This is a genomic window from Clostridium saccharobutylicum DSM 13864 (genome assembly GCF_000473995.1).
Taxonomy (GTDB): Bacteria; Bacillota; Clostridia; order Clostridiales; family Clostridiaceae; genus Clostridium; species Clostridium saccharobutylicum.
This window is the reverse complement of sequence record NC_022571.1, coordinates 2,607,158-2,619,090: the sequence shown is the minus strand read 5'-3', so window position 1 is coordinate 2,619,090 and position 11,933 is coordinate 2,607,158. Positions and strand designations below refer to the sequence as shown.

Annotated in this window: 15 protein-coding genes and 1 pseudogene; 14 read left to right on the top strand and 2 right to left on the bottom strand. The window is 30.4% G+C overall.

What is annotated here, in order from left to right; genetic code table 11:
* Nucleotides 1-341: 341 nt before the first annotated feature.
* Nucleotides 342-929 (top strand): annotated as a pseudogene (locus CLSA_RS11205) (NAD(P)/FAD-dependent oxidoreductase); the annotation flags it as partial.
* Nucleotides 930-998: 69 nt separating this feature from the next.
* On the opposite strand, the gene CLSA_RS11200 reads toward CLSA_RS11205, so the two are convergent.
* Nucleotides 999-2,072 carry a site-specific integrase gene (locus CLSA_RS11200; RefSeq protein WP_022746441.1) on the bottom strand — a complete coding sequence of 358 codons (1,074 nt, stop codon included), beginning with the start codon at nt 2,070-2,072 and terminating at the stop codon, nt 999-1,001.
* Nucleotides 2,073-2,090: 18 nt separating this feature from the next.
* Entirely contained in the window at nt 2,091-2,360 is a 270-nt protein-coding gene (locus CLSA_RS22525; RefSeq protein ID WP_257788130.1) for a helix-turn-helix domain-containing protein, read from the bottom strand.
* 30 nt (nt 2,361-2,390) lie between these two features.
* Between CLSA_RS22525 and CLSA_RS11190 the strand changes: the two genes are divergently transcribed.
* The 13 genes from CLSA_RS11190 (at nt 2,391) to CLSA_RS22085 (ending at nt 11,932) form a co-directional block, all read left to right on the top strand.
* Complete coding sequence (locus CLSA_RS11190; RefSeq protein ID WP_022746439.1) at nt 2,391-2,765, top strand: hypothetical protein; 375 nt, start codon at nt 2,391-2,393, stop codon at nt 2,763-2,765.
* Nucleotides 2,766-2,781: 16 nt separating this feature from the next.
* Nucleotides 2,782-3,813: a major capsid protein gene (locus CLSA_RS11185; protein WP_022746438.1), complete on the top strand. Its 1,032-nt coding sequence runs from the start codon at nt 2,782-2,784 to the stop codon at nt 3,811-3,813.
* 39 nt (nt 3,814-3,852) lie between these two features.
* On the top strand, nt 3,853-4,125 hold the full coding sequence (locus tag CLSA_RS11180; protein WP_022746437.1) for a hypothetical protein: 273 nt from the start codon (nt 3,853-3,855) through the stop codon (nt 4,123-4,125).
* 1 nt (nt 4,126) lies between these two features.
* Nucleotides 4,127-4,453 (top strand): hypothetical protein, encoded by a 327-nt coding sequence (locus tag CLSA_RS11175; RefSeq protein WP_022746436.1) that lies wholly within the window; start codon nt 4,127-4,129, stop codon nt 4,451-4,453.
* The gene (locus CLSA_RS11170) at nt 4,446-4,841 is read left to right on the top strand and encodes an HK97 gp10 family phage protein (RefSeq protein ID WP_022746435.1); all 396 of its coding nucleotides are present in this window, start codon (nt 4,446-4,448) and stop codon (nt 4,839-4,841) included. Before CLSA_RS11175 ends, CLSA_RS11170 begins: the two co-directional genes overlap by 8 nt.
* A gap of 21 nt (nt 4,842-4,862) precedes the next feature.
* Complete coding sequence (locus tag CLSA_RS11165) at nt 4,863-5,294, top strand: phage tail terminator family protein (protein ID WP_022746434.1); 432 nt, start codon at nt 4,863-4,865, stop codon at nt 5,292-5,294.
* A 1-nt stretch (nt 5,295) separates the two neighbouring features.
* The gene (locus CLSA_RS11160; RefSeq protein ID WP_022746433.1) at nt 5,296-6,369 is read left to right on the top strand and encodes a phage tail sheath C-terminal domain-containing protein; all 1,074 of its coding nucleotides are present in this window, start codon (nt 5,296-5,298) and stop codon (nt 6,367-6,369) included.
* 19 nt (nt 6,370-6,388) lie between these two features.
* The gene (locus tag CLSA_RS11155; protein WP_022746432.1) at nt 6,389-6,766 is read left to right on the top strand and encodes a phage tail tube protein; all 378 of its coding nucleotides are present in this window, start codon (nt 6,389-6,391) and stop codon (nt 6,764-6,766) included.
* 101 nt (nt 6,767-6,867) lie between these two features.
* The gene (locus tag CLSA_RS11150) at nt 6,868-7,296 is read left to right on the top strand and encodes a phage XkdN-like protein (RefSeq protein ID WP_022746431.1); all 429 of its coding nucleotides are present in this window, start codon (nt 6,868-6,870) and stop codon (nt 7,294-7,296) included.
* Entirely contained in the window at nt 7,293-7,448 is a 156-nt protein-coding gene (locus CLSA_RS23120) for a hypothetical protein (RefSeq protein ID WP_022746430.1), read from the top strand. The genes CLSA_RS11150 and CLSA_RS23120 overlap by 4 nt, the downstream gene beginning before the upstream one ends.
* Nucleotides 7,449-7,452: 4 nt before the next feature.
* Entirely contained in the window at nt 7,453-9,162 is a 1,710-nt protein-coding gene (locus CLSA_RS11145) for a hypothetical protein (RefSeq protein ID WP_022746429.1), read from the top strand.
* Between the two features lie 11 nt (nt 9,163-9,173).
* Complete coding sequence (locus CLSA_RS11140; protein WP_022746428.1) at nt 9,174-9,881, top strand: LysM peptidoglycan-binding domain-containing protein; 708 nt, start codon at nt 9,174-9,176, stop codon at nt 9,879-9,881.
* An 11-nt stretch (nt 9,882-9,892) separates the two neighbouring features.
* The gene (locus CLSA_RS22085) at nt 9,893-11,932 is read left to right on the top strand and encodes an XkdQ/YqbQ family protein (RefSeq protein ID WP_022746427.1); all 2,040 of its coding nucleotides are present in this window, start codon (nt 9,893-9,895) and stop codon (nt 11,930-11,932) included.
* Nucleotide 11,933 lies beyond the last annotated feature (1 nt).

The following is an 11,933-nucleotide window of genomic DNA, read 5'->3' as shown; positions in this document are numbered from 1 at the left end:
TATTTCCAATCAGAGGAAGCTCGACTCGCATACGCTCACTGAGTAAGCAATTCACACCAAATCTATTTGGAAAGGATGCTGACTCATGAATGAGTTAGCTAAGTTCAAGAAATCAAATCATAGATTTGTACTTTCACTTATCTGTTCATAGGTAAATTGACCTAATAGGCCCACTATGATGGCAATTTGCCTTCTTGCCCGATGAAAAATATCCATGGCAACTTTGAACTTGTTATTTATTTTCATGTGCCTAAAAGAATATAGTATACATAAATTTATGATTTAAATATTGAAACAAAATGATAATAAACATTTAACTATTAGAGTAGGAGGTATAATTTATGAAGAAAAAAATACTAATAGTTGGTGGAGTTGCTGGAGGCGCATCAGCTGCAGCGAGACTTAGAAGACTTAGTGAGGAAGATGAAATAATAATGTTTGAAAGAGGACCTCATGTATCTTTTTCAAATTATGCACTTCCATATCATTTAAGTGGAATAATAGATGAAGCTGATAGATTAGTCTTAATGAGCCCAGAAAAATTCCTAGTTCAATATAATATTAAAGCAAGAGTAAATAATGAAGTTTTATCAATAAACAAGGAAGATAAGTATGTAACAGTTAAGAATTTATTAACTGATGAAACATATAAAGAAAGTTATGATAAGTTAGTATTATCTCCAGGAGCCAAACCAATTGTACCTAATATTCCAGGAATTGAAGAAGTAAATATTTTCACAATAAGAAATGTTGTGGATATAGATAAATTAAATAAATATGTTAAGTCAGTTGATACTAAGGATGTAGCAGTTATTGGTGGTGGATATATAGGAGTTGAAGCTGCAGAAAATTTAAGAGAAGCAGGATATAATGTAGCACTTATTGAAGCAACTAACCAAATATTAAGAACTTTTGATTATGATATGGTTATATGTTAAATATTTGGCTTATTTACATAGGTTTTAGATTTTCGTCAAAAATTACGTCAAAAAAATTTTTTAAAAAATTTTTGATATAGTATCAGTTGCTTTTTTTATCATATCATCTGTAACGTGACTATATGTTTTTATCGTTTGTTGCACACCGTGACCTAAAAATTTTGCAGCAGTCTTAAAATCAATATTGCTTGCGATTAAAAACGTCGCATAGGTATGTCTTAGTTCATGGATAGATATGCCACAAATATTTTTTAAAACTGGATTTAGATATTTTTTTATTTCAGTATGACTATAAGGAGCAATTCTTTGGTTAGTATCGATAACATTCTTTTTCTTATAAGTCTTTAAAATACTTATAGTAACAGGAGGAATAGGTATGCTTCTATAAGATTTTTTACCTTTAACTTCACCAAATGTACTTTTTCTTGTCTTTTTATCAATTTTCCATTGTTTGTTTACTGTTAGAAGACAATTATCAAAATCAATATCTTTCCATGTAAGCCCAAGGATTTCACTGCACCTTAACCCACAAGTTCCAGCTATTAATGCAACAAGATAATATTTTGTCCCTTTAAGTTTTAATAGTAATTCATCAAACTCACTTTTTGTTAAAGCTTTTTTATTAGTATCTTTTTTGTCGCGTGGTATTTTAATATCATTAAAAACTATATATAAAGTATCGAAATTTTCTTTATAATATTCTAATAATATTTTCATTTTATTTGTATAGGTGTATATTGTTTTGGTACATAATCCTTCTTTTATTATACTGTCTACGCATTTTTGTATGTGAGCTTTTTTTATATCATTAACTTTTAATTCATATAAATTAGAAAATTTAGAAAAAGCATATTTGTAACCTTGGATAGTATTGTATTCTTTGTACAAAGCTATATGTTCTAAATAGATATGCATTAAATCTTGTAGAATAATATTGTTATAGCTTTGGTCTGAGATCATACCAGTTTTGAATTCCTTGATTAATTCCAAAACCATTTTTTCAGCTACAGGTTTAGCATCCTTTTTAGCTTTAAATCCTTGCTTGGATTTTTGCTTCCATTTCCCATTAATTTTATAACTGATAATAAATTGCCATCCCTTATCTTTTTGCCTATAAGTTATGTTGTAATCCATACTCATCATCCTTTCTAATTATTTTTCTTCGGAAAATATATCAAGCATTTTCAAAGCTTTTTGTTTATTCTCTTTAGAAAGCTTATTAATTTTCAATATTATATCTTTTATATCATCGTCTAAATTATTAAATGCATCATCAGTAGGGAATGAATCTAAATTGTTATTAAATGTATTCTCTTCGCCTAATAACTCACTTGCAGGAATGCTAAAAGCATTTGCCAATAGCTTTAATGTATCCATACTTGGTTTTCTTCTTTTGTTTTCAATATCAGATATAAAGGATATTGAAATGCTTTTAAGCTTACCTCTTTTAATATGAATTTTACAAGAACAACTTATGACAATGATATGGAAATATTGTATAGGAATGCAAATTTAGTTACTTTTAGTGGAACTGTTTTAGCTGCAAATGTTACTGATGCTGATGAACATGGAAAGAAATATGTTACATCAGGAAGTCTAATTGATAAGGATGGTAATGTTGTAAAACAAACTGGTGCAACAGGCTCAGAAACACTTTCAACAGCACCTATAGGAATTTTGTATAAAACAGTAGATGTCACTAATGGTGATGAAGCATGTTCTTTAATTGTAGAAGGTTATTTAAGAGCAGATAGAGTTTTAGATGGTTTTGCTGATAAAGTAGTAGCTACAATTAAAATTGCATTACCAAATATTAAATTTATATAATGAGGAGGATTAAGTAATGCCAAGAATAGAAGAAGTTTTTAATACAGAGGAATTAATAAATTATTTTAAGGAAAGACAAGTTACTCCAATGCTTGGAGAAAGTTTATTTCCAGAAAGAAAAATTCAAGATATTGAATTTGATATGATTTTAGGAACTGGAGGACTTCCAGTAAGTGCAGAAGTACATGCTTATGATACTAAAACTCAATTAGCATCTAGAGAAGCTATAGAAAAAGGTGTTGCAAGTTTAGCGCTTATTAAAAGACAAATAAAGATTTCAGAAAAGGAAATTATAAAGATACAAAATCCAAGAACTAATGCTGAATTAGCTTTTGTTTTATCTCAAATTTATAATGATGCTGAAAAAATGACTGATTCAGTAAAGGTTAGAGTTGAAGCGATGAGAATGGAATTACTTTCTAGTGGGAAGATTGCTATTAATGAAAATGGAATAAAGGTAACAATTGATTATAAAGTTCCATCTAACAATCAAAAATCATTCACTTGGAAGACACCAACTACCGATACACCTTTAGATGATTTAGCAATTTTAGCTGATGCTATTGAAACTACTTCAGGATATAGACCAACAAGAGCTTTAACTTCAAGAAAAATTGTAAAGACTATTTGTTCATGTGATTCTGTAAGAAAAGCAATATATGGAGTTAATTCAGATAAAATTGTAACTTTAGCAGCATTAAATGAATTATTAGCACAATTAGAATTACCAGCCTTTGTAGTTTATGAAGGTAAATATAAGAAGGAAGGGGCTAAAGGATTTACAACTAATAGGTACTTCCCAGAAAATAAAATTGCTATGTTTGGTGATGATGCTTTAGGTGAAACAATTTATGGTTTAACAGCTGAAGAAGTAAAACTTATTGGAGATGGTAATATGGATGAAGCTTCAATGTTAGATAATAAAATTTTTGTTGGAACTTATACTTCTATTGATCCAGTAGGTGAATTTACTAAGGCGGTTGCTACAGCATTGCCAACATTACCACATGGTGAAGAATTAGGAATAGGAACTGTTACACTAAGTTAATAAAATAGTTTATGGCTATTTTTGTTAGGAGTGATTAGATTGATTACTTATACTGATGAACAATATGAACAAATCGCAATTAAGGCTATTATTGAATATAAAAATAAAAACTATTCAGATAATGAAGTTAGAAAACTATATTCTTTAGCAATACCGCTTGTTATTGAGAACATTAAAAAATCTCTAAATGTAGATAAAAATGTAGCTTCTATGACTCAAGGATCAAGAAGTGTTTCCTATAAAGATACATATTCAATAATTGATGATTCTGTAAAAATGTTAGTTGGATTACCTTATGTGAGGATGTATTAATATGAGTTGGTTTTACGATAAAGAAATAAGTTTATGTTCTTATTCTTCATATGAAGATGACCATGGAATAAAAAGAAATGGTTGGACGTTAACAGAGGATGCAATTCTATGTGATGTTCAGCCTTATTCTTTGGAGAAATGTGAAAAAGAGTATGGATATTCTATTGAATGTACTAAAAGAGCTTTTGTAGATTATAACCCGAATATTATTGAAAGTTCAGTTATTGAATATCAAGATAAATTCTATGAAGTCAAAAAAATTCCGTGGTGTGAAGATTATATGGAATTATTGCTTTTAGAGAGAAAAGATGTGGTTATAAATGCTTAGTTTTGAAGAAATGATAAAAGAAGCACAAAAAGCAATTGAACAAGTAAATAATATTATAGTTGAAGAAATGGAAACTAATGCTACTGAATGTGTAGGGGAAACACAGGCTAGAACGCCAGTTAAAACAGGAAATTTAAGGCGTTCAATGACACATGATGAAGTTCAAAAGAATGGAGATACTTTTAAGGTCAATATAGGAAGTGCTTTAGAATATTCTGAAGCGGTTGAAGATGGTCACAAACAAAAAGTAGGACAATATGTTCCTGCTATAAAGAAGAGACTAGTTAAACCCTTTATACAAGGGAAGCACATGATAAGAGATAGTGTACAGCTTCAACAACCTAAAATGATAGAGGATATAAAGAAAAGAATAGAGGAGGAGGTTTAGATAATTGAATTAATTGACATATTGTATACAGTTACTAAGTTGCTAAAAGATAATTTTCCAACTTATGACCTTATAATAGATGAAGAAGAACAAGGCGAAGAAATCACTAAGCCTACCTTTTTTATTACTGTGAGTAATTTGAGTTCTAATTCATTTAGAGAGTATCAAGAGGAAACAGATAATATTGACATAGCTTATACAGATGCAATAGTAAAACAAGAAGATATATTGATTCTTAAAGACAAATTGAAAAAAATATTCGATTTGTCTTTATTAATTGGTAAAAGGAAACTAGTTTTAGGAACAAAAACATTTAATAAAAAGGATGATTTTTTGACTTTAACAATACCTTTAAATTACTTAAATAATAAAGCAGATGAAAATATTAATCCTAACGATTCTTATACAAAATTAATGGAAATATTAAATTTAAATATAAAGGAGAGTGAATAATTTGAGTGATACAAGAGTTAGTATAACCCTTAAGGCATTAGCAGAAAATGCAAAAAGTAGAAGTTCTAGAGGTATAGTTTGTCTTGTATTAGATGAACCTAACGTAGTAGGCTTACATACTTACTCAAGGCTTAAGGCAGTTAATGATAACTACTCAGACGCAAATAAAGCAATGATAACTAGATGCTTTAGTGGTCATGGGGTAAAGTTATTAAGAGTAGTTTGTTATAATTCCGCAGCTAATACACCTCAAACAATTGAAACAGCATTAACATTGCTTAATAATGTTAAATTTAACTATTTAGCATGTCCTACAGCTAATAGTGATGATAAAAAAATGTTAATTGCTAATTTCATCAAAGATCAAAGAAAAAACAACAACATATTAGTTAAAGCAGTTTTAAATAACTATGTAGGAGATTATGAAGGAATTATAAATTGGATTAATAAGAAAGTTGCCATGTCAGCAGGAACGGTATATACAGGATTAGAATACACAGTAGATGTTGCATGTGATGCTGCTACCTGTAGTTTAGAAAGTTCTCTGACTAATAAAGTATTAGAAGGTGTTGAGTCGGTTGATGATGTTGGTGAAGATCTAGATGTATTGAAAGATTCAGGTAAATTCTTTGCTTATTACGATAATGATTTAGAAGCTGTTGTGTATTATACAGCAGTAAATTCTAAAACAACTGTTGGAGAAAATGAAAAAGCTTCTATGAAAAAGATAAGAGTTATGGATATTTTAGATATGATGAGAGATGACCAAAAGGTAGCATTTAAGACAACTTATCAAGGAAAGGTTGATAATTCTTATTCAAATAAAAAATTATTAATTTCAGCTTATAACACTTATTTAAGGGGACTTATAAAGCAAGGAGCAATAAGTGCAGGAAATGCCCTATTAGATACTGATTCTATAGCTCAATATGTAGAAAAAAATAAATCAATTGATACATCGGGGCTAAAGGATGAGGAAATAAATGCATTAGATACAGATGAAGAAGTATTTGCAACAGAAACTGTTGGTGTACTTGATGCCATGGAGAAATTAAATTTAGCGATAAATTTTTAATAAAGAAGGTGAAAAATAGATGGAAAAGTTTGATGCGAGTCAAGTTCTTAATGGTAAGAATTTAGAGCTGTGGGTAAACTCTGATAAAATGGCTGAAGTTAAATCAGTCAAAACAGATACAGAACTTCAAACAGAAAAAGTTCCTATTGCTGGACAGTTAGGAGAAGATGAAATTACTATAGGTGCTTCTGGTACTGGAACTTTAGTGCTACATAAAACAGTCGATGGATTTGGACCAGATATAAATGCTTCCTTAAAAGCAGGAAAAGCTTATAAATTTGACTTGATTTCAGAATTAACAAATGAAATTGTCGAAAGCGAAAGAGTCATGATAGAAAACTGCAAAGTAAAAAAATATAGTCCAATAAATGCAGATATAGCAAAGGCTGCAACTTAGGATACAATAGAATTTAGTTATAATCCACAAAATGTAACTAATGAGTAGGACAGGCTTTTGAGCTTGTCTTTTTATTTTGATTATGAAAGGAATGATTATTAATGATTACAGCAGAAATGTTATTAGAAAATAAAAAGGTTATAGAAGAAGGAACAGCAGAAAAGGAAGATGTTATAACTTTAAGTAGATTAGAAAAAGTATTAGGCGATGGTGAAATAAAAATAAAATCATTGAGTGTTAATAAGATTCAAAACATTACTAAAATGAACGCAAAGGATGAATATAAAATCACATTAACTATAGTTCAAAATGCGGTTACAAATATACCACTTAAAGATAAGGAATTTCAAAAACAATTAGGCTGTAAAATAAATTCGACTGATATAGTCGAAAAAATATTCTTGCCTAGAGAAGTTAAAGCTATTTCAGAAAAAGTTGCAATTTTAAGTGGAATTTCAGCAGATAAGAATGAAGAAATAATTAAAAAGATAAAAAACTCATCATCCAAGGAGACGAAGATTTCAGAATGATTTCTTATTATTTAGATAAGGGTCATCCTTTGAAAGAATTGCTTTCCTTGGATTATTGTGAGCAAAAAATATATGTAGCATGTATGCTTCAAAACAAAAAAGAAGATATTGAAGAAAAAGTTAGTTTAAATCCTTTTATAGAAAAGAGGTGATTATATGAGTTTATTCGGAAGTACGTTATCTATTTCTGATGGTTTTACTAGCGTATTCCAAAAATTTAGTAGTGGTTTAGCTTCAACTTCTTTACAATTTACAAGCTTTATAAATAGTTTGAATCGAAGTTCAAATGATATTCAAAACTCGGGTTCTAATACTGGCAATAAGTGGACTGATGCCTTTAAAAGTATAAAAGAAAAAGGCGTTAGTGCTTTTAAAGATATTAATAGTAGTGTTAGTACTTTTTCTAATAGTACTACAGGACTCATTACTAAATTAACAGCGGGATTTATATCAGTTGCAGGAACTGTAAAAGGTTTAAAAACTGGATTTAAAACAGCTATGGAGTTGCAAGATGCAAGAATGACACTTGATGCTTTATATAATAGTGAGGCAAAAGGTGGAGAAAAATTCAAAATGGCTACAGACTTTGCCAATAAAACACCTTGGGAAGAAAAAGAAACAGTAGGTTCACTTGTTAAATTAAAAGCTTATGATTTGCCTGATGATGAAAAAATGATGACTATGATGTCAGATTTAGGTGCAACGTTTAAATCTATGGGACAAAACATGGATACTGCAGTTGAAGCAATGGGAGATATGATGAATGGTCAATGGGAACGTATGACAAGTTTCGGTATAAAAAGAGAAACTTTAGATAAATACTTACAAGACAAAGGAATGAAAACTTTTGATAACAAGCAGGGGCAAATAACTGATAAAAATGCTTTGATGAGTGCTTTCACATCTTTTATGAAAGATAAACACTATACAGGAATGACAGATAAATTAGGCGAGACAGCAAGTGGAAAATTATCTACAATGACAGGAAATCTAAAAAAGTCTTTAGCTGAATTGGTTGGAATATCCGAAGACGGAAAAGTTAAGAGTGGTTCTTTATTTGATAACTTTATTAAAGGAATGACCAACTTTATAACTAAGATGAATCAATTTACTACAAGTTCAAATTTTGACAAAATTACAAAGGCTGCATCTGATATAGGCAGTGCTATTTCAAATGATTTAGGTTATTTAGCAGATCATCCCGAAGTTGCATCAACTTTGATGAAGTTTACAGCAGGACTATTAGCTTTCAATGTTATCAGTTCTTTAGTTTCACCTATATTTAGTATAGTTGGAGCAGTAAGCACGTTGTTGCCAATATTAGCACCTATAGTAGGTTTTTTAGCACCAGTCGCGGTAGGGATAGGAATAACTATTGGATTATTTGAAAGCTTAAGCAGTATTCTATCATCAGATGGATTATTACATCAAGGAATCAGTTGGCTTTTAGGCAATATTCCTTTAGTCGGAACGTTTTTGCAGCAATGGTGGGAAGATTCAACAACAACTATAAAAGAATGGTTGAATGATTTATGGAACTGGATAGAAAATAAATTTGGATTTGGTTCTAGCGACAGCAAAGGTGATACAAGTGCTACCAATCCACACATACACCCCAATAATGATACATCAACTTGGTTTACTGGTAATCTAAAAGATAACAAAGTTAATTATCAAACAGCTACAGACTTAAAAAATAATGGTTCTATAGTTAATACTGATGCTAGTAAAAGTACAATTAATAATAAAACAGATGTTAATATACATGTTGATAAGGTGGAGAAAACAGCCGATGTTGATAACTTTATGGATACAGTTGTAAAAAGAATGAACAAATATTCAGCTACAAGAAATAACTTAGGCTAGGAGGTGTTACTTTGGGAAGTTTAAGTGATAATATAGTTGATACTCAAAATCAAGGAGGTTCTATAAGTGGAACTGTAAAGATTGAAGGTATAGCAGGTGGCAACAGAAGAAAATTATGTTTGGTAGAAGAAAATGTATTTCAAATAGTTTTCCGAGTAACTCCAACTTTAGATTGGAATGAATCTTTAAGCACAACTTCACAAGATTTATACGGATATGGTGAAGTAGATACAGGCGAAACAGCTAAATTAACAACCGTAACATTAGAAGGCTTTTTTCCAAACCTTGGGAATGGATATGATTTTCTTATAGAACATAATACACCTGAATTTTATATGAATAAAATTGAAGAATGGATGTTTGATTTCAAAGTATTATTACTAAAATATAAAACAGATTCAACTTTAATGAGGTCTATGTATTGTAAAATAACAGATTTCATACACAAAGAAAAACCCAATAGGGATATGGCTTTCACACTGAAATTAAGGCAACATTTAGATCTAGAAACTTCACTTACTGAATCTAGTGAAAATGATTTAAGTTCAAGTGCAATAAAGTCTTATGGCTCATCTGTTTACTATGTAGGGGACGACGATACGTTAATATCTATAGCAATAAAATTATATGGTGATTCTACAATGTGGTCATATTTGATGCAAAAAAATAATTTAGAAAATCCGCTGTCTATTACACCTGGACAGGCATTAAATATATAGGAAGTGAGTAAATGAAAGATATTCTTTTAAGACGTACAAAGTGGGATACTGGAAGTCAAAGAAATATTACAGATAATTGTATTAGCGTAAAACTTTCTAATTCATTTAAACAAATTTCGGCAGAACTTGAAGTAGACATAATATACAACGAGTACACTATGGGTCAGGGAATGGAACTTGGAGACACAGTTGAATTATTCTATAAAAATGAGTTGATATTTAAAGGCAAAATCGTAGATACTGATGATAAAGTAAAAGGTTCAGTTATGAAATTTACAGCATATGATTATTCATGGTGGATTTGCAAAAGCAATATAACTAAGAATTTTACAAGTGTATCTGTAGATGAAGCTATAAGAGAAATACTTTATGATATAGGAGCTTTTTACGATGTTAGTGATGGACTAGGCGATGGTGGTAAAATAGTTCTTAAAAACCATTTAGTTAAAGATAAACCAGTACATAAAGTTTTATATACTATATTTTCAGAAGCGACTAAAAATACTGGTAAATACTATTATATGCACATGAACCCCGAAGGTTTAATTACTGTGACAGAAGCAGACAAGTATTACTCTAAACGAGCAATTAAATATCATACTTTAAATGCTTACGGTAGGATAGATGGTAATGTAATAGATGCCGAAATCACAGAATCTATGCAGAACATGATAACCCAAATAGCTGTTTTTGATGAAAAAGGTGAAAAGGTCAAAATGTATGCAGATGATGAAAAAGGCGATACAGTAAACATGGTAAGTGGTAATATTGATATTAATAGGTTCGGAATAATCCAAGATACTATGACAATGAGTTCAGATGATACTAATGTTAGTATGATGACGAAAGCACAAAACAAACTAACTGAAAAAGCTACTCCAGAAACAACTGTTACAGTTACTTGTTGGGGTGACATGAATTACAAAGTTGCTTATGGTGTTTTATTAGAAATGCCTAACAGAAAGAAATATGACAATGTATTTATGTACATAATTGATTCAGAATGGACATGGAATAAAGATGATAGTTTTATATCTAAATTAGGATTAGCACCTTCTAATAAGCATGAATTATATGAGTGGTCAGATATTGAAGAAAAACAAGCATCAACATCTAATAATGGTAAAGATGGAACTTCTAGTGATTTATGTAATAGAATAATCGCAGAGTTAAAGAAATGGATAGGAACTCCATATTATTTTAGTTGTAAAGACCCTTACAATTATCCTGGTATGGATTGTAGTGGGTATGTATCTTTTGTTTACAATCAATTTTCTAGTGAATTGGATATAAATTCATCTAATGGTCAACTTGATAGTTACACAGTTACTATGATGGAACAAGGAAAAGATGTAACAAGTGATTTTCCTGATAATCTTAAAGAATGTGATATTATATTTCCGCATTCACAACATGTTATTGCATATATAGGAGATGGACAAACAATTGAAGAACCTAAAACGGGTGATGTATGTAAGATAGCACCATTAAGAGAAAAAGTGTTAAAAGTTATAAGAGTTGTTCCGGATAGTGCATGGACAACTACTACTGATAATGGAAGTGGCGGAGATACTACGGGAACATTTAGTGGCGGAGTAAGTGATCAACTAGTAGAATTTATAAAAGGTTGGGAAGGATATTACAGCACTGCTTATGATGATGGTGGCGGAGTAATGACTATAGGTTATGGTACAACAGATCCTTCAAAAGTTGCACAGGGTACATGTACAGAAAGTGAAGCTACCGAGTGGCTGAAAAATGAAATAAATGATAAAGCAAGTGAACTAAAATCTCATTTGGAAAGTGCAAGCATTTCTCTAACTCAAAATCAATACGATGCATGTGCTGATTTCTGTTATAATGCAGGATTCGGAGGACTTCAGAAGAGTGGTCTTTGGGACTTTGCTATTGGTAAAACTAGTAAGTCATCAAGTGAAGCATGGAATGTATATTTGCATGATGCAAAAGGACATTATTTAGTAGGATTAAAAAAGAGAAGAGATGCAGAACAAGCTATTTGGGATAGCGCAGATTATAGTGGTAGACCATAGG

Bases quoted from the DNA above. Each gene is read 5' to 3' on its own strand.
- CLSA_RS11200 (WP_022746441.1), bottom strand. From the start codon at position 2,072: ATGGATTACAACATAACTTATAGGCAAAAAGATAAGGGATGGCAATTT.
- CLSA_RS11155 (WP_022746432.1), top strand. From the start codon at position 6,389: ATGGAAAAGTTTGATGCGAGTCAAGTTCTTAATGGTAAGAATTTAGAG.
- CLSA_RS11185 (WP_022746438.1), top strand. From the start codon at position 2,782: ATGCCAAGAATAGAAGAAGTTTTTAATACAGAGGAATTAATAAATTAT.
- CLSA_RS22085 (WP_022746427.1), top strand. From the start codon at position 9,893: ATGAAAGATATTCTTTTAAGACGTACAAAGTGGGATACTGGAAGTCAA.
- CLSA_RS11190 (WP_022746439.1), top strand. From the start codon at position 2,391: ATGAATTTTACAAGAACAACTTATGACAATGATATGGAAATATTGTAT.
- CLSA_RS11150 (WP_022746431.1), top strand. From the start codon at position 6,868: ATGATTACAGCAGAAATGTTATTAGAAAATAAAAAGGTTATAGAAGAA.
- CLSA_RS11175 (WP_022746436.1), top strand. From the start codon at position 4,127: ATGAGTTGGTTTTACGATAAAGAAATAAGTTTATGTTCTTATTCTTCA.
- CLSA_RS11170 (WP_022746435.1), top strand. From the start codon at position 4,446: ATGCTTAGTTTTGAAGAAATGATAAAAGAAGCACAAAAAGCAATTGAA.
- CLSA_RS23120 (WP_022746430.1), top strand. From the start codon at position 7,293: ATGATTTCTTATTATTTAGATAAGGGTCATCCTTTGAAAGAATTGCTT.
- CLSA_RS11145 (WP_022746429.1), top strand. From the start codon at position 7,453: ATGAGTTTATTCGGAAGTACGTTATCTATTTCTGATGGTTTTACTAGC.